The sequence below is a fragment of the Streptomyces krungchingensis genome (assembly GCF_054729265.1).
On sequence record NZ_JBPUKY010000001.1, the window covers coordinates 6,131,070 to 6,148,644 of the forward strand.

General features: G+C 71.1%; 10 protein-coding genes, 1 pseudogene and 1 riboswitch. Of the genes and pseudogenes, 7 read left to right on the forward strand and 4 right to left on the reverse strand.

What is annotated here, in order from left to right; translation table 11 throughout:
* The 4 genes from nuoL to recQ all read left to right on the forward strand — a co-directional run bounded on the left by nuoL (position 1) and on the right by recQ (position 7,416).
* Positions 1 to 1,914, forward strand: coding sequence for an NADH-quinone oxidoreductase subunit L (gene nuoL, locus ACSYGO_RS27010; protein ID WP_460387948.1), 1,914 nt, complete (start codon positions 1 to 3; stop codon positions 1,912 to 1,914).
* A gap of 5 nt (positions 1,915 to 1,919) precedes the next feature.
* Positions 1,920 to 3,518, forward strand: coding sequence for an NADH-quinone oxidoreductase subunit M (locus ACSYGO_RS27015; protein WP_460387949.1), 1,599 nt, complete (start codon positions 1,920 to 1,922; stop codon positions 3,516 to 3,518).
* Complete coding sequence (nuoN, locus tag ACSYGO_RS27020; protein WP_426680662.1) at positions 3,515 to 5,164, forward strand: NADH-quinone oxidoreductase subunit NuoN; 1,650 nt, start codon at positions 3,515 to 3,517, stop codon at positions 5,162 to 5,164. The genes ACSYGO_RS27015 and nuoN overlap by 4 nt, the downstream gene beginning before the upstream one ends.
* A 230-nt stretch (positions 5,165 to 5,394) precedes the next feature.
* A complete protein-coding gene (gene recQ, locus ACSYGO_RS27025) occupies positions 5,395 to 7,416 on the forward strand; it encodes a DNA helicase RecQ (protein ID WP_460387951.1) in 2,022 nt (673 codons plus the stop codon).
* 158 nt (positions 7,417 to 7,574) lie between these two features.
* Here recQ and ACSYGO_RS27030 read toward each other — a convergent pair.
* A pseudogene (locus ACSYGO_RS27030) lies at positions 7,575 to 7,881 on the reverse strand (GntR family transcriptional regulator); the annotation flags it as partial.
* A 660-nt stretch (positions 7,882 to 8,541) separates the two neighbouring features.
* A complete protein-coding gene (gene fahA / locus ACSYGO_RS27035; RefSeq protein ID WP_460387953.1) occupies positions 8,542 to 9,783 on the reverse strand; it encodes a fumarylacetoacetase in 1,242 nt (413 codons plus the stop codon).
* Positions 9,784 to 10,036: 253 nt separating this feature from the next.
* Between fahA and ACSYGO_RS27040 the strand changes: the two genes are divergently transcribed.
* The 3 genes from ACSYGO_RS27040 (at position 10,037) to ACSYGO_RS27050 (ending at position 13,588) form a co-directional block, all read left to right on the forward strand.
* Complete coding sequence (locus ACSYGO_RS27040; RefSeq protein ID WP_426680665.1) at positions 10,037 to 11,272, forward strand: carboxylate--amine ligase; 1,236 nt, start codon at positions 10,037 to 10,039, stop codon at positions 11,270 to 11,272.
* Positions 11,273 to 11,306: 34 nt separating this feature from the next.
* On the forward strand, positions 11,307 to 12,575 hold the full coding sequence (locus ACSYGO_RS27045) for an FAD-dependent oxidoreductase (protein ID WP_435229696.1): 1,269 nt from the start codon (positions 11,307 to 11,309) through the stop codon (positions 12,573 to 12,575).
* Between the two features lie 203 nt (positions 12,576 to 12,778).
* Positions 12,779 to 13,588, forward strand: coding sequence for an HAD family hydrolase (locus ACSYGO_RS27050; protein ID WP_426680667.1), 810 nt, complete (start codon positions 12,779 to 12,781; stop codon positions 13,586 to 13,588).
* Between the two features lie 144 nt (positions 13,589 to 13,732).
* Here ACSYGO_RS27050 and ACSYGO_RS27055 read toward each other — a convergent pair whose 3' ends face one another.
* Positions 13,733 to 14,464, reverse strand: coding sequence for a transglycosylase SLT domain-containing protein (locus ACSYGO_RS27055; RefSeq protein WP_426680668.1), 732 nt, complete (start codon positions 14,462 to 14,464; stop codon positions 13,733 to 13,735).
* A gap of 22 nt (positions 14,465 to 14,486) precedes the next feature.
* A riboswitch (cyclic di-AMP (ydaO/yuaA leader) is annotated at positions 14,487 to 14,599 on the reverse strand.
* Between the two features lie 464 nt (positions 14,600 to 15,063).
* Entirely contained in the window at positions 15,064 to 17,103 is a 2,040-nt protein-coding gene (locus tag ACSYGO_RS27060; protein WP_460387955.1) for a CocE/NonD family hydrolase, read from the reverse strand.
* Between the last annotated feature and the right edge of the window lie 472 nt (positions 17,104 to 17,575).

The window sequence follows — 17,575 nt, forward strand, 5'->3', positions numbered from 1 at the left end:
GTGGAGAACCTGATTGCGCTGCTGATCGCGGCGCCCCTGCTCGGAGCGGCCGTACTGCTGTGCGGCGGCCGGCGGCTGGACGCCGTCGGCCACTGGATCGGTACGGCGCTCGCCTCGGCCTCGTTCGTGATGGGCGTCGTGCTCTTCGCCGACATGCTCGGCAAGAGCCCCGACGACCGGACCATCAGCCAGCACCTGTTCAGCTGGATCCCGGTCGCCGGCTTCCAGGCCGACGTGTCCTTCCAGCTCGACCAGCTGTCGATGACGTTCGTGCTGCTGATCTCCGGTGTCGGCTCGCTGATCCACCTGTACTCCGTCGGGTACATGGAGCACGACGAGCGCCGCCGCCGCTTCTTCGGCTATCTGAACCTGTTCCTCGCGGCGATGCTGCTGCTCGTCCTCGCCGACAACTACCTGTTGCTGTACGTCGGCTGGGAGGGCGTGGGTCTCGCCTCGTACCTGCTGATCGGCTTCTGGCAGCACAAGCCCAGCGCCGCCACCGCCGCGAAGAAGGCCTTCCTGGTCAACCGCGTCGGCGACATGGGCCTGTCGATCGCCATCATGCTGATGTTCACCACCTTCGGGACCTTCGCGTTCGGTCCGGTCCTCGGCACCCACGGGGAGGCGGGGCTGACGCAGGGCGCGAGCGAGGGCAAGCTGACCGCCATCGCCCTGATGCTGCTCCTCGCGGCCTGCGGCAAGTCCGCCCAGGTGCCGCTGCAGTCCTGGCTCGGGGACGCGATGGAGGGCCCGACCCCGGTCTCGGCCCTCATCCACGCCGCGACGATGGTGACCGCGGGTGTCTACCTCATCGTCCGCTCCGGCGCGATCTTCAACGCGGCGCCCGACGCACAGCTCGTCGTCACCGTCGTCGGTGCCGTCACGCTCCTGTTCGGTGCGATCGTCGGTTGCGCGAAGGACGACATCAAGAAGGCGCTGGCCGGCTCGACCATGTCCCAGATCGGCTACATGGTGCTGGCCGCGGGCCTCGGCCCCATCGGCTACGTCTGGGCGATCATGCACCTGGTGACGCACGGCTTCTTCAAGGCCGGGCTCTTCCTCGGCGCCGGGTCGGTCATGCACGGCATGAACGACGAGGTCGACATGCGGAAGTTCGGCGGCCTCAGGAAGTACATGCCGATCACCTTCGTCACCTTCGGCCTCGGCTATCTCGCGATCATCGGCTTCCCGGGCCTGTCCGGCTTCTTCTCCAAGGACAAGATCATCGAGGCGGCCTTCGCCAAGGGCGGCACCGAGGGCTGGATCCTCGGCGGCGCGGCCCTGCTCGGCGCGGCCATCACCGCGTACTACATGACGCGCGTGATGCTCATGACCTTCTTCGGTGAGAAGCGCTGGCAGCCGGACGCGGACGGCCATGAGCCGCACCCGCACGAGTCGCCCAGGTCGATGACGATCCCCATGATCGTGCTGGCCTTCGGATCGGTCTTCGCGGGCGGACTGTTCAGCATCGGCGACCGCTTCCTGCACTGGCTGGAGCCGGTCACCGGGCACTCCGAAGGGGACTCGCCGGTCAGCGCCCTCACGGTCACGCTGGCCACGATGGTGCTGCTCGTCGTCGGCGCCGGAATCGCGTACGCCCAGTACGGGCGCCGTCCCGTCCCGGTGGTCGCCCCGCGGGGTTCCCTGGCAACCCGGGCCGCCCGGCGCGATCTGTACCAGGACGACTTCAACCACATCGTGCTGGTGCGCGGTGGCGAGCACCTCACCCGCTCCCTGGTGTACGTCGACCACACGCTGGTCGACGGCGTCGTCAACGGCACGGCGGCCTCCGTGGGCGGCCTCTCCGGCCGGCTGCGCAGGCTGCAGAACGGCTATGCGCGCAGTTACGCGGTCTCGATGTTCGGCGGTGCGGCGGTCCTCATCGCTGCGACCCTGCTGATGAGGGCGGTCTGATACCGATGTCCTTTCCTCTGCTGACAGCGACGGCGGCGCTCCCGGCGCTCGGGGCGATCGCCACGGCCGCCGTGCCGGCCGCGCAGCGCGTCGCCGCCAAGTGGCTGGCGCTGCTCGTCTCCCTGGGCACCCTGGCGCTCGCCGCGGTGACCCTGGTGCGCTTCGATCCCGACGGCGCGCGCTACCAGCTCACCGAGTCCCATCCCTGGATCGCGGACTTCGGTGTGCGCTACGAGCTGGGTGTGGACGGCATCGGGGTGGCGCTGGTCGCGCTCACCGCGCTGCTGATCCCGTTCATCATCCTCGCGGGCTGGCACGACGCCGACCCGCAGGAGACGGGCAGCTCGCGGTGGCGTCCCACCCAGGGCTTCTTCGCGCTGATCCTCGCCGTCGAGGCGATGGTGATCATCTCGTTCGAGGCCACCGACGTCTTCCTCTTCTACATCTTCTTCGAAGCCATGCTCATCCCGATGTACTTCCTCATCGGTGGCTTCGGGGACAGGGCGCACGGCGCGTACCGGTCGGCCGCCTCCGCCGCCGAAGGGGACGCGGCCGCCGCGACACAACGCTCGTACGCCGCCGTGAAGTTCCTCCTCTACAACCTGGTCGGCGGCCTGATCATGCTGGCCGCCGTCATCGGTCTCTACGTGGTCGCCGGGAACTTCTCGCTCCAGGAGATCGTGCAGGCCCGCGCCAACGGATCGCTGCACATGGCGACCAACACGGAGCGGTGGCTCTTCCTCGGCTTCTTCTTCGCCTTCGCGGTGAAGGCGCCCCTGTGGCCGCTGCACACCTGGCTGCCGAACGCCATGGGTGAGGCCACCGCCCCGGTCGCCGTGCTGATCACGGCGGTCGTCGACAAGGTCGGCACCTTCGCGATGCTCCGCTTCTGCCTCCAGCTCTTCCCGGAGGCCTCGAAGTGGGCGACGCCCGCCATCCTCGTGCTGGCGCTCATCAGCATCGTCTACGGCGCCCTGCTCGCGGTCGGCCAGCGCGACATCAAGCGCCTGGTCGCGTACGCGTCGATCTCGCACTTCGGGTTCATCATCATGGGCATCTTCGCGATGACCAGCCAGGGCCAGTCGGGCGCGACGCTGTACATGGTCAACCACGGGATCTCGACCGCCGCCCTGATGCTGGTGGCCGGCTTCCTGATCTCGCGGCGCGGCTCGCGCCTGATCGCCGACTACGGAGGGGTGCAGAAGGTCGCACCGATCCTCGCCGGCACCTTCCTGATCGGCGGGCTCGCCACGCTCTCGCTCCCGGGACTCGCGCCCTTCGTGAGTGAGTTCCTGGTCCTGGTCGGCACGTTCACGCGCTATCCGGTGGTCGGCATCATCGCCACCTTCGGCATCGTCCTCGCCGCGCTCTACACGCTCGTCCTCTACCAGCGGACGATGACGGGCCCGGTGAAGGCGGAGGTCGCCGAGATGCCCGACCTCAGGGTGCGCGAGCTCCTGGTGGTCGCCCCGCTGATCGCCCTGTTGATCTTCCTGGGCGTCTACCCGAAGCCCGTCACCGACATCGTCAATCCGGCGGTCAAGCAGACCATGTCAGACGTACACAAGACGGACCCCAAGCCCGAGGTGGAGGCGGCCAAGTGAGCGCAGCAGCCGTCCACAGCCTGTGGACAACCGCAGCCGATCCGATCTCGAAGATCGACGCACCGAAGATCGAATACGGGCAATTGTCGCCCACCTTGATCGTCGTCGGTGCGGCCGTCGTCGGGGTGCTGATCGAGGCGTTCGTGCCGCGCAAGTCGCGCTACTACGCCCAGGTGTTCGTCGCCGTCGTCGCGCTCGCCGCCGCCTTCGCCGCGGTCGTCGCGCTCGCGGCGGGCGGATACGGCACCACGAAGGCGCACATCGCGGCGATGGGCGCCATCGCCGTCGACGGACCGGCCCTGTTCCTCCAGGGCACGATCCTGCTGGCCGGCCTGCTCGGCGTGTTCACCTTCGCCGAGCGGCGACTGGACCCGGAGGCCCACGGCAACCGCGTCGACTCGTTCGCCGCGCAGGCCGCGTCCGTGCCCGGCAGCGACAGCGAGAAGGCCGCCGTCAAGGCCGGGTTCACCACCACCGAGGTGTTCCCGCTCCTGCTCTTCGCCATCGCCGGCATGCTCGTCTTCCCCTCGGCCAACGACCTGCTGACGCTCTTCGTGGCCCTGGAGGTCTTCTCGCTCCCGCTGTACCTCCTGTGCGCGGTGGCCCGCCGCAAGCGGCTCATGTCGCAGGAGGCGGCGGTCAAGTACTTCCTGCTCGGCGCCTTCGCCTCCGCGTTCACCCTGTTCGGCATCGCCCTGCTGTACGGCTACGCGGGCTCCGTGTCGTACGCGACGATCGCGCAGGTCGTCGACGGCACCGTGCAGAACGTCGACCCGGCGCTCGCCGGCACCATGGGCAACGACGCGCTGCTGCTCATCGGCGCCGCCATGCTCGCCATGGGGCTGCTGTTCAAGGTCGGCGCCGTGCCGTTCCACATGTGGACGCCGGACGTCTACCAGGGCGCGCCGACCCCCGTGACCGGCTTCATGGCCGCGGCGACGAAGGTGGCCGCCTTCGGCGCGCTGCTGCGCCTGCTGTACGTCGTCCTGCCGGGCCTGCGCTGGGACTGGCGGCCGGTCATGTGGGCCGTCGCGATCGTGACCATGCTGGGCGGCGCGATCGTCGCGATCACACAGACGGACATCAAGCGACTGCTGGCGTACTCGTCGATCGCGCACGCGGGCTTCATCCTCGCGGGTGTCATCGCGACCTCGCCCGACGGCGTCTCGTCCGTCCTCTTCTACCTGGGCGCGTACTCGTTCGTCACCATCGGCGCCTTCGCCGTCGTGACGCTCGTGCGGGACGCGGGCGGCGAGGCCACCCACCTGTCCAAGTGGGCGGGTCTCGGACGCAGGTCCCCGCTGGTGGCCGCGGTCTTCGCGGTGTTCCTGCTGGCCTTCGCCGGCATCCCGCTGACCTCCGGATTCGCCGGGAAGTTCGCCGTGTTCAAGGCGGCGGCGGAGGGCGGCGCGAGCGCGCTGGTCGTGGTCGGTGTGATCTCGTCGGCGATCGCGGCGTTCTTCTACATCCGCGTCATCGTGCTCATGTTCTTCAGTGAGCCGCGGCCCGAGGGCCCGACGGTCGCCGTGCCGTCGCCGTTGACCATGACGGCGATCGGCGTGGGCGTCGCGGTCACCCTGGTGCTCGGTGTCGCGCCGCAGTACTTCCTGGACCTGGCGAGTCAGGCCGGGGTCTTCGTCCGCTGACCCCGCGGGCCGGGACGTGCACAGGCGTCGGGCCCCGCTCCCTCACCGGGAGCGGGGCCCGACGCGTTGCCGGCGGACCGGGCGCGCCGAGCCGGGCGCGCGGGGTGGAGGACTCAGGCGCACGGAGGGCAGCGATGCCGTAGCAGCCTGTGGATAACTCCGAGGGTGTCGGCGCGGAGCCCTATGGTGGCTGTCGTGGGTGAAGCACGACATACGGGGGACGACGAGCGATGAGCGGGACGGGCGGGACGGGTGCGATGACCGGAGCGGACACGACGATGACACAGGGCGACAGCGAGGCGCTGGCCACGCTCCACCGTGTCTTCGGGTACGACGCCTTCCGTGGTGAACAGGAAGCGATCATCGAGCACGTGGTGGCCGGCGGTGACGCGGTCGTGCTGATGCCGACGGGCGGCGGCAAGTCGCTCTGCTATCAGATTCCCGCACTGGTCAGACCGGGCACGGGTGTCGTGGTCTCCCCGCTCATCGCCCTGATGCAGGACCAGGTCGACGCGCTGCGCGCGCTCGGCGTGCGCGCCGGGTTCATGAACTCCACGCAGGACTTCGACGAGCGCCGCATGGTGGAGGCGGAGCTCCTCGCGGGCGAGCTGGACGTGCTGTATCTGGCGCCCGAGCGGCTCCGCCTGGACACCACACTGGACCTGCTGTCCCGCGCGAAGATCTCCGTGTTCGCCGTCGACGAGGCGCACTGCGTGGCCCAGTGGGGCCACGACTTCCGCCCCGACTACCTCGCACTGTCGGTGCTCGGAGAGCGCTGGCCCGACGTCCCGCGGATCGCCCTGACGGCCACCGCCACGCACGCCACGCACCAGGAGATCACCCAGCGACTGGGCATGCCGAAGGCCCGCCACTTCGAGGCGAGCTTCGACCGCCCCAACATCCAGTACCGGATCGTCGGGAAGGCTGACCCCAAGAAGCAGCTGCTGTCGTTCCTGCGCGAGGAGCACGCGGGCGACGCGGGCATCGTGTACTGCCTCTCCCGTAATTCGGTGGAGAAGACCGCCGAGTTCCTCTCCCGCAACGGCATCGAGGCGGTGCCGTACCACGCGGGTCTGGACGCCGGCACCCGCGCCGCCCACCAGTCGCGCTTCCTGCGCGAGGAGGGGCTCGTGGTGGTCGCCACCATCGCCTTCGGGATGGGCATCGACAAGCCGGACGTCCGGTTCGTCGCCCACCTCGACCTGCCGAAGTCGGTCGAGGGCTACTACCAGGAGACGGGCCGCGCCGGCCGCGACGGACTGCCGTCCACGGCCTGGATGGCGTACGGCCTTCAGGACGTGGTCCAGCAGCGCAAGCTGATCCAGGGCTCGGAGGGCGACGAGGCGTTCCGCCGCCGGGCCGCCGCCCATCTCGACGCCATGCTGGCGCTGTGTGAGACGGCCCAGTGCCGCCGGTCCCAGCTCCTCGCCTACTTCGGCCAGGAGCAGCACACCCCGGCCTGCGGCAACTGCGACACCTGCCTGACTCCGCCCGACACCTGGGACGGCACGGTGGCGGCGCAGAAGCTGCTGTCCACGGTGGTGCGACTGCAGCGCGAGCGGGGCCAGAAGTTCGGCGCGGGACAGATCATCGACATCCTGCTGGGGCGGCGCACCGCCAAGGTGATCCAGTTCGACCACGACCAGCTGTCGGTGTTCGGCATCGGCGAGGACCTGTCCGAGCCCGAATGGCGCGGCGCCGTACGGCAGTTGCTCGCCCAGGGGCTGTTGGCCGTCGAGGGCGAGTACGGGACGCTGGTGCTCACCGAGACCAGCGGTGAGGTGTTGCGCCGCGAGCGTGAGGTGCCGCTGCGCAAGGAACCGAAGCGGCAGGCCGCACCCCGCTCGTCGTCCGGGTCCAAGGGCGAGCGCAAGGCCAAGGCCGCCGCGGCAGAGCTGCCCCCGGAGCTCGTCCCCGCCTTCGAGGCGCTGCGCTCCTGGCGAGCCGAGCAGGCCCGCGAGCAGGGCGTCCCGGCGTACGTCATCTTCCACGACGCCACGCTCCGCGAGATCGCCACGGTGTGGCCCACCTCGGTGGCCGACCTGGGCGGCATCGGCGGCGTGGGCGAGAAGAAGCTGGCGACGTACGGCGAGGGAGTGCTGGAGGTGCTCGCCTCGCTGGGCGGCGCCCCCGCCGCGACCCCGGCCCCGTCAACCGGCCCGGCCCCGGCCCCGGCCCCTGCCGCTGACCAGGCACCGGACCCGGACTGGCCCGAGCTGAGCCAGGAGCCGGAGCCGGAGGACTGGATATAGGACACCCGAGTCCTCCGGGACCGGGCCACCGGGGTGCGGCACTTCGCGGGTCGCTCTGTGCCGAAGGGGGCTCGGGGCCGCGGGGTCTGACGTAATGGGGTCTGGCGTCATGGGGTCTGGCGTCATGGGGTCTGGCGTCATGGCGCTCGTGGTCGCGGGGACCCGGTCGAGTCCGTGCGGGTACTTCCGTGCCACGACGACGGTGCCGACGCCGGGCAGGCGTTCCACCAGGCCTTCGGCGCGCAGCAGGTCCAGGGCCTGGCGGACGGTGTTGCGCGAGGCGCGGTAGTCCGTGCCGAGGGCGGCCTCGTGCGGCAGGGAGCCGTCCGGATAGCCGCTGGTCAGCACCTGCCGGCGGAGGAGGTCGGCGAGTTGCCGCGCCCGGTCCGCGCGCAGCCGACGCCGGCGGGCGGCGACGGTGGTCGCGCCCTGGCCGGCGTGGTCGCGGATGCGGTCGGTGAGCATGCGCCGGACGATACCGACGCGGTGCGGCGAGTGGTGTTGCTGGAGTGTTGCGCCACTTGGGCGCGCGGCGAGCACCGACCTGACCTGCAGCTTTCGGCGGTGCCGGCGAAGATCTGCCACCGGCGGCCGAGGCGGGGCGGGGGCCGATCCGGCCCCCGGCCCCCGGGCCTCCGCGGTGCCGGGCGTGCCCCTAGGCCTCCGGCTTCGCATGCGCCGGGCGTGTGCCCGGGCTCCCGGCCTCGGATGCGCCGGGCGCGTGCCCAGGTTCCCGGCCTCCGCGCCGCCGGGCGTGCTTCTGGGCCCCGGGCCTCCGCGGTGCCGGGCGTGTGCCCGGGCTCCCGGCCTCCGCGGTGCCGGGCGCGTGCCCAGGTTCCCGGCCCCCGCGCCGCGGGGCGTGCCCCTGGGCCTCGGGCCTCCGCGCTGCGGGGCGTGCCCCTGAGCCCCCGGCCTCGGATGCGCCGGGCGTGTGCCCGGGCTCCCGGCCTCCGCGGCGCCGGGCGCGTGCCCAGGTTCCCGGCCCCCGCGCCGCGGGGCGTGCCCCTGGGCCTCGGGCCTCCGCGCTGCGGGGCGTGCCCCTGAGCCCCCGGCCTCGGATGCGCCGGGCGTGTGCCCAGGTTCCCGGCCCCCGCGCCGCCGGGCGTCCCCCTGGGCCTCCGCAGGCTAGGCCTCCGTGCCGCCCAGGGCGCTGGTGATGCGGCCGCGGACCTCTCCCAGTCCCACCTTGGTTCCGCCGGGACCGGGTGCCCAGGCCGTCAGGGTCACCTCGTCGCCGTCCTCCAGGAAGGCGCGCTTGCCGTCGGGGAGTTCGAGCGGGTCGCGGCCGTTCCAGGTGAGTTCCAGGAGGGAACCACGCTCGGCGTCGGAGGGGCCGCTGACGGTGCCGGAGCCGTACAGGTCGCCGGTGCGCAGGGAGGCGCCGTTCACCGTCATGTGGGCGAGCTGCTGCGCGGCGGTCCAGTACATGGTGGAGAAGGGCGGTTCGGAGACGACGTGACCGTTGATCGCCACGGAGATCCGCAGGTCGTAGCCGCCCGGTTCCTCGGCGGAGTCGTCGAGGTAGGGGAGCAGGGGGTGCGTGCGGGCGGGCGGCGCGACCAGGGCGCCGTCCAGGGCGTCGAGCGGGGTGATCCACGCCGACACCGACGTGGCGAAGGACTTGCCGAGGAACGGGCCGAGGGGCACGTACTCCCACGCCTGGATGTCGCGCGCCGACCAGTCGTTGAGGAGGCACAGGCCGAAGACGTGGTCGCGGAAGGAGGAGAGCGGGACGGGCGTGCCCATGAGGGAGGGGGCGCCGACCACGAAACCGACCTCCGCCTCGATGTCGAGGCGGACGGAGGGACCGAAGACGGGCTCGGCATCGGCGGGCGCCTTCCGCTGCCCGGAGGGGCGCACGACGTCCGTGCCGGACACCACGACCGTGCCGGAGCGGCCGTGGTAACCGATCGGCAGATGCTTCCAGTTGGGCGTGAGGGAGTCGGCGGCGTCGGGCCGGAAGATCTGACCGACGTTCCGGGCGTGGTTCTCGGAGGCGTAGAAGTCGACGTAGTCCGCCACCTCGAAGGGAAGGTGCAGCGTGACCTCGGACAGCGGGTGGACGTGCGGTTCGAGGGTCTCCCGGTGGGCCGGGACGGTCACCCAGGCCGTGAGCGCCCGGCGCACGTCGGACCAGGCGGTGCGGCCGGCCGCGAGCAGCGGGTTCAGCGTGGGCTGCGCGAGGAGCTCGGCGTACGGGGAACCGAGCGCGCGGGCGGCGGCACCCGCGTCGAGCACGTGGTCGCCGAGCCGGACGCCGACGCGCCGCTCCGCGGAACCGCCCGGGTCGCCGTTCGGGGAGAACACGCCGTACGGAAGGTTGTGCGGGCCGAAGGGATCGCCCTCGGGGACATCGACGGGGGGCATCGGTAGGTGCCTCGCTTTCGGATTCGTACGCGTCGTCTGATCCAGGTGGGCCACACGTTCCGTGTGGTCGCGGCACACGTTACGGGGGAGTGACCCTGCTGTGGCAGTGCCTAAAGAGTTTGCAATGTCCGAATTTTCCTTGTCGGACGTGGCAATTCCGGCTTAGCGTCCTTTGGGGACACGGACGGGGTGGGTCCGGTCCGTAGGGGGACGCGTGGGGGGACCCGTGGCCAGGAGCTCCAGAAGTGCGCCGGTGCACGCCGACCAGCATGTTCCGGGCCTCATCGTGAAGTTCGGCGATTATCCGCTGCACCACGGTGGGGTGGGTGCCATCCGGAGTCTGGGCCGGCTGGGCATCCCGATGTATGCGATCACCGAGGACCGTTACACACCGGCTGCGAGCTCGCGCTATCTGCGCCGTGCGTTCGTCTGGCCGACGACGGGGACGGAGGAACCGGAGCGGCTCGTCGAAGGGCTGCTGCGGATCGGCGGGCGGATCGGGCGGCCGACGGTCCTCGTGCCGACGGACGAGGAGGCCGCCGTCCTCATCGCCGAGCACCAGGACGAGTTGGGCGACCGCTTCCTCTTCCCGCGCGTGGACGCCAAGCTGCCCCGCCGGCTCGCCAGCAAGCAGGGCCTGCACGAACTGTGCGTCGAACACGGCATCCCGAGTCCCGCGGCGGCCTTTCCGCAGTCGTACGAGGACATCGTCGAGTTCGCCGAGAGCGCCCGCTTTCCCGTCGTCGCCAAGAACCGCGAGGCGTTCGTGCGCCGCAGCCGCCCGGCCGTGAACGGCACGACGCGGATCGCGACCCGCGAGGGCCTGCTGACGCTCGCCCGGGACTGGGGCCCGCAACCGGGTGTGATCCTCCAGGAGTACCTGCCCAGGGAGGACGCGGAGGACTGGATCGTGCACGCGTACTTCGACGCGGACTCGACGCCGCTCGCGATGTTCACGGGCGTCAAGGTCCGCTCCTGGCCGCCGCACGCGGGCATGACGGCGAACGCGTACGTCGTCGACAATCCGGAACTCGCCGACCTCGCCGCCCGGTTCATCAAGGAGATCGGCTTCAGCGGCATCATCGACCTCGACCTGCGCTTCGACCGGCGCGACGGGCAGTACAAGCTCCTCGACTTCAACCCGCGGATGGGCGCGCAGTTCCGCCTCTTCGAGAACGAGTCGGGGATCGACGTTGTCCGGGCCATGCATCTGGATCTGACCGGGCGCGCCGTTCCGGAGGGGGAACAGCGGGCCGGTCACCGCTACATCGTGGAGAACATCGACCTGCCGGCACTGCTCGCCTACCGGCGCAGCGGCTACACGACACCGCACGCACCGGCTCGCGCGAGCGGTACGGAGCTGGCCTGGCTCGCGGGTGACGACCCGCGGCCGTTCTTCACGATGCTCGCGCGCTTCGTGCGGCCGGGCGCGAAGCACCTGTATCAGCTGTGGCGCACCAACCGCCGCGGCAGCACCACCACGAAGTGACGGAAGACGTCCGACGTCCTGGGGAGGGGACTTCGTGATTCATCCGGTAGCAGTCATCGGTGCCGGGCCGTTCGGCCTGTCGACCGCGGCCCATCTGCGGGCCCGCGGTGTCCCGGTGCGTGTCTTCGGCGAGCCCATGGTGAGCTGGCGCGACCACATGCCCGAGGGAATGCTCCTCAAGTCGACCCCGGCCGCGTCCACCATCGACGCCCCGCAGCGCGGGCACACACTCCTCGACTACTGCGACGCGGCAGGGATACCGCGCCTCGTCACGGACGAGGACATCATCCCCGTCGAGACGTTCATCGCGTACGGCGAGTGGTTCCAGCAGAAACTGGTGCCCGAGCTGGAGCGGGTGCGCGTCGTCTCCGTCGACCGCAAGGCCGGCCGCGGCCGCTCCGGCGGTTCCGGCCGCTCGGGCGGTTCCGCTCGCTCCGGAGCCGCCGAGAGCCCGGACGGTTTCGAACTCAAGCTGGACTCGGGGGAGTTGTTCACCGCGCGGGCCGTCGTGGTGGCCACCGGTCTGTCCGGACTCGACCATCTGCCTCCCGAGCTCGCGAGCGCGGTGGCCGACGGCCCCACCCCCACGGGCCCCGTCTCGCACAGCTCCCAGCACCACGACCTGAGCCGGTTCTCCGGCAAGGAGCTGATCGTCGTCGGCGCCGGCCAGTCCGCCCTGGAGACGGCGGCGCTCGCGGCGGAGGCGGGCGCGCGGGTGCGGGTGGTGTCCCGGGGCAGGGGCGCCGTGGACTTCGGCGCACCCCCGTGGAACCAGCCGAGGCTGCGCCCCGAGTCCCCCTTCGGCCGCGCCTGGTCCCTGTGGGCGCTGAGCTACTACCCGCAGCCCTATCGCCACCTGCCCGCGCGGGCCCGGCACTACTTGGTGCGCCGGGTGCTCGGCCCGCTCGGCGCCTGGTGGCTGCGCGACCGCTTCGAGGGCAAGGTCGAGGTCCGTGAGGTCGAGCGGATCGTCCGCACCGAGGTGCGCGAGGGCAGTCCCGTCCTGACCGTCCGGACCCATGGGGGCCGGGCCGAGGAACTCTTCGCCGACCATGTCGTCGCGGCGACCGGCTACCGCGTCGACATCGCGGCGATGGACTTCCTCGGTCACGAGCTGCGCACCGGACTGGCGGTCAGCCGCGGCACTCCGAGGCTGGGCGCGGGCTACCGCTCCTCCGTCCGCGGCCTGTACTTCACCGGGCTGCCGGCGGCGGCCTCGTACGGGCCGGTGATGCGGTTCGTGTGCGGGACCGAGTTCGCCTCGCCCCGGCTGACCGGGCATCTGGCCGCCGCACACAGGTGAGTTGGGGCGAGGGGCGTCGCGGGCGAGGCGCGCCCTCGCCCTCGCGCGGCAGTGGAAATGGGGTGTCTCCGCGTACCGCGCGCACGAGTTGTACGGCGAACCGCCCCTGACGTCCGGACGGTGAAGGGAGTTGCGGGCGGGATACCGGACGTCGTCCGGTTCACGGCGGGCCGTTGAGTCGTGCGATCCGTATTCTTCGGATCATGGCCGCTCCGACTGCATATTCACTCATCGCCACTGACCTGGACGGAACGCTGCTGCGCGGCGACGACACCCTCTCCGACCGGTCGCGGGCCGCGCTGGCGAGGGTGGCCGAGGCGGGCGCCCGGCATCTCGTGGTGACGGGCCGTCCCGCACCGAGGGTGCGACCGCTGCTGGACGAACTCGGCGGCGAGGGACTGGCGGTGTGCGGGCAGGGGGCGCAGCTGTACGACGCCGGGGCGGACCGGATGCTGTGGTCGGTGACCCTGGACAGGGAACTGGCGGAGACGGCGCTCGGCAAGATCGAGGCGGAAGTCGGCCTGCTGTACGCGGCGGTGGACCAGGACGGCGTGGACGGGCTGACCCTGATCGAGCCGGGTTACGTGATGCCCCACCCGACGCTCCCCGCGGTACGGGTGCGGCGGCGCGACGACCTGTGGACGGAACCCATCAGCAAGGTGCTGCTGCGCCACCCTTCCCTGACCGACGACGAGTTGGCGTCGGCGGCACGGTCGGTGGTCGGTTCGCTGGCGACGGTCACCATGTCGGGGCCGGGCACCGTCGAACTCCAGCCATGCGGCGTGACCAAGGCGACGGGTCTCGCCCTCGCCGCGGCGCACCTCGGTCTCGCGCCCGCCGAGACCCTCGCCTTCGGCGACATGCCCAATGACATCCCCATGTTCGACTGGGCGGCCCGTGGGATCGCCATGGCCAACGCGCATCCGGAACTGAAGGCGGTGGCCGACGAGGTGACCTTGTCGAACGAGGACGACGGCATCGCGGTCGTTCTGGAACGGCTCTTCGGGCTGTAGACGTCTCGTCGCGGTGCGGACGTCCTGCCGGGGCGCGGACACCTCGACAGCAGAAAGTGGAAGAAGCGGACATAGATGCCGATTCGGGGCGCGAGCGGAGGTCCGCCGCGCGCCCCGAAGAGGCGATGTGCCGCTGTCGTCGGGTCAGTACGGTCCGTTGACGTTGTCGATCGAGCCGTACTTCGCCGCGGCGTAGTTGCAGGCGGCCGTGATGTTCGCGACCGGGTCGTACGGGTCCATCGAGGTGCCGGGGACGTGGTACGCCTTGAAGGTGGGGTCGATCACCTGGAGCAGGCCCTTCGAGGGGATGCCGGCGGCGGCGTTGGAGTCCCAGTTGTTGATGGCGCGGGGGTTGCCGGAGGACTCGCGCATCACGTTGCGGTGGATGCCGTTGTACGTGCCGGGTATGCGCTCCTTGGCCATGATGTCCAGGGAGTGCTTGATCCAGCCGTCCAGGTTGTTGGCGTACTTCTTGCCGGAGGAGGGGGCCGCTGCCGCCGGTGCGGCCTTGGTCAGCGGGGACACCACGCCGGTCGCGAGGTTCTTCGTGCCCACCGTCAGCACCAGTCCCGGGCGCAGGTGGGCGGCGTCGGGGCCGATGACGGCCTTGTTCGCGTCGTACAGGGCCTGCCAGCCGCCGCTCGACGGGTTCTTCTTGGCGACGGTCTGGAGGGTGTCGCCGGCGACCACGGTGTACGTGAGGAGCTGCACCTGGGGGACGGTCGCCCGGACGGTCTGCGTCGCGGTGGCGGCCTGGGCGCCGGTGGCGCTCAGGAGGGGGAGTGCGAGGGCGACTCCGCCCACACCGGCGGCGAGCACGCCACGGGTGATGAGGGGGCTGGTCCTGAAGCGGCGGTTCATGAGTCGTCCGGACATGGCGGTTTCCTCTCCTGTGCCTGCGAGGTGAGCTGTCGGGTTCGGGCGGGGAGGTGCCCGGCCGCGCTCTCTGTGCGGCTTGACCCCTAGTCGTTCCGGTTTGTCCCGGATCGACGGCTTGTCTGGGTCCCCCGCTCCTGCCGTGTGTGCGTGGGTGGGTGGGTCCGGGCGGCGGCAGGATTCGGCGATCCGCCCGGGATCGACGTGAACGTATGCGAGAGCACATGTCGGGAACAAGGTCTGAATTTCGGACGAAGATCGCTTTCTCCTGATTAGGGCAGCGTCAATACGTCCGATTCAACCGGAATTGGATCCTCAACTTGCCTTTAGTAAAGGGATCCTGTGAAGACGGCGTAAATTCCCGGACAAGGGTGCACGTGACCCAACTCACGAGACCAAGGCCAACTAAAGCGGCAAGACCGGCAACTCGGACATCACGCCCTGGTGAGCTATGTGTACGAGGTGGGCAATTCGGACATCGGAAGGCGATGGCCGGGAGGCCGCGATTCGGGCAACTCGGACAGGGTGCAGGGGGTTCCGCGGGGCCGGGCGGCCGTGCTTCCGGCCGCCCGGCGGGCAGAGTCGGGCGGGTGGCGGGCCTAGCCCGCCGTGCGCGGGATCCGCTTCTCCCACGTCCGGTGGAAGACCACCTCGTCGCCGTCCGTGCAGATGACCTCGTCAGAGGCGATGAACTCCCCATAGGAACAGGCGAGTTCCGATCGCGTCGTCACACGGGCGTCCCAGGCGAGGTCGGGGCGGTGGAAGCGGACCGACCAGGCCGAGTGGGCTCGCGCCGACAAGGGGCCGGACTCGTCGATCGTGTACGACTCCCTGACGTCTTCGGTGACTTCGAGACCGTCCGGGTGGATACGGGTGCATTCGTGACGGGGGTCGGTCTCCAGGCGCCACTCGCCCTTGGCGACGTCGCGCACGAGGAGCCGTTCGGGGTGCGGCTCGTCCAGCGTCGCGGGGGAGACCGCCCCGAGGGGCGCGGACTGCTCCGGCTCTTCGAAGGCGATCGTCGGGTCCGACTCCCGCTCCCTCACCGGGAGTTCGAGGACGCCGGCCGCCGGGTCCAGGGTGAAGCCGGTCATCCGTCCGGGCTGCGGCCAGACCCACGGCCAGTACGCGGACGAGACGGCGAGCCGGACGTGATGCCCGGGCGGGAACGCGTGGCCGATGGCGTCCAGCTCGACGAGCACGTCCTCCGTCGCGCCCGGCGCCCACGCCGTGGCGCGGTCGCTGCCGTGGCGCGCCGACAGGTTCAGCACGCCCCGGGTGACGAGCGTCGAGGCGCCGTCGGGAGCCACGTCGCACAGCCGGGCGATCACCTGGCCGCGGGGGGAGTGTGACGTGAGCCGCAGCCGGACCGCCGGGCGGCCCAGGACCCAGGTCTCCTCTGTGACCTCGAACTCGAAGCAGACCGACCGGGCGTCCTCCTCCCGCTGGTCCGGAGGCAGGTCGGCGTCGTGGCCACGCGGGACGGCGCGGCCCGCGTCCACCCCCGTGTGCTGCGGTGAGCGCACCGTCACCGGGTCGCCCTGGAGCGCGTAGGTGACCCAGGTCACGGAGGGTGACGGCCAGACGTGATCACCCACCCAGCGGCCGGTGATCACCGGGTACGTCGTCGCCGGAGGGCGCGCGTCCATGACGTACGAGCGCAGGAGCGGCTCCGCCATGATGTCGCCGGGGCCGGGGCCGGGGCCGGGGCCGGGGCCGGGGCCGGGCGTCGCCGGGGTGCGCAGCCAGTGGTCCCACCAGCGCAGGGTCTCCTGGAGGAAGCCGATCGCAGGGCCGGGCGGCCGGTCCCGGTCGGGGTACTGGTGCGACCACGGGCCGATCACTCCGCGTACGCGATCGGGTGGCAGGTGCTCGACAAGACGCAGCACCGTGTCGCGGTACGGGTCGTGCCAGCCGCCGACCGCGAGGACCGCCGCCCGGATCGCTCCGTAGTCCTCGCGGACACTCCCGTGGCGCCAGTACGCGTCCCGGGTCTGGTGCTCCAGCCAGGTGTGGACCGGTGGCTCCACCGCCTGGAGCCGCTTCACCCACATGTCCCGCCACATCACCTCGCCCACGTGCGCCGGGTCCGGGGGAAGGGCGGCGGAGGCGAGCGTCGCGGCCGACCGGGCGTGCAGGCCGGCGGCCCGTACGGAACCTCCTGCGTAGTGGACGTCGTTGTCGTAGCGGTCGTCCGTCGAGCAGACCGCGACGACCGCCTTGAGCGGCTCGGGTGCGAGGGCCGCGATCCGCAGGGAGTCGAAGCCGCCCCAGGAGATGCCGAACATGCCGACGCTTCCGGTGCACCAGGGCTGGGCGGCCAGCCAGTTGACCACCTCCACGCCGTCGTCCAGCTCCGCCTGCGCGTGCGCGTCCGCGGGCACGCCCTCCGAATTGCCGTGCCCGCGGATGTCCACGCGGACGGAGGCGTAGCCGTGGCCCGCGTACCAGGGGTGGCGCTGCCGGTCGCGCGGCGCGGTCCGGTCCGTGAGGCGGTGCGGAAGGTATTCGAGGAGAGCGGGTACGCGTTCCTCGGTCAGCGGGCGCCAGACGCGCGCGTACAGACGGGTGCCGTCCGGGAGAGGGATCCAGAGGTCCTCGTGGGCGGTCTCGTACGGGAAGGACGTACGGATGTGCATGATCACCGCGCTCCCGGGCCCGGCGGAGCCGTGGGACTCGGACGGTTCGGCACGGTCGTGGGGCGCGGCCTGTCGGAGCGGCCCGGCGGGCCCTTGCGGTGCGTGGGGAGCGCGGGGTGCGTGGGAGTTACCTCGGTGGGCGGCGCCGTGCGCGGCGTCCATCGAGGGAATGTGTTCCGCCGTGTGCGTGCGTCCGGCCAGGTGATGCCGATCGGTCGGCGACGAGGGCCGGCCGCCGGGCTCGGCTCCGCGCAGGTTCGGGACACGGTCACCCACTTCCGGTTACATCGGAACGTATCGCCACATGTCGTCGGGTATCGGCTGGTCGTGAACATACCGTTGGTGATCGGATACCGCCCGGGCATGGAGGTACCTCCTGCCGGAGCCAAGTCGGCCGGGGGACGGTGGGCGCTCGTGGTGATCGAAACGTGACCGGATACGCTGACTTGAGTGATGGCAGCGACACATCGAC

Coding starts and splice junctions, on each gene's coding strand:
- ACSYGO_RS27055 (WP_426680668.1), bottom strand. CDS start 14,464: ATGTCCGGACGACTCATGAACCGCCGCTTCAGGACCAGCCCCCTCATC.
- ACSYGO_RS27060 (WP_460387955.1), bottom strand. CDS start 17,103: ATGCACATCCGTACGTCCTTCCCGTACGAGACCGCCCACGAGGACCTC.
- ACSYGO_RS27015 (WP_460387949.1), top strand. CDS start 1,920: ATGTCCTTTCCTCTGCTGACAGCGACGGCGGCGCTCCCGGCGCTCGGG.
- ACSYGO_RS27050 (WP_426680667.1), top strand. CDS start 12,779: ATGGCCGCTCCGACTGCATATTCACTCATCGCCACTGACCTGGACGGA.
- fahA (WP_460387953.1), bottom strand. CDS start 9,783: ATGCCCCCCGTCGATGTCCCCGAGGGCGATCCCTTCGGCCCGCACAAC.
- recQ (WP_460387951.1), top strand. CDS start 5,395: ATGAGCGGGACGGGCGGGACGGGTGCGATGACCGGAGCGGACACGACG.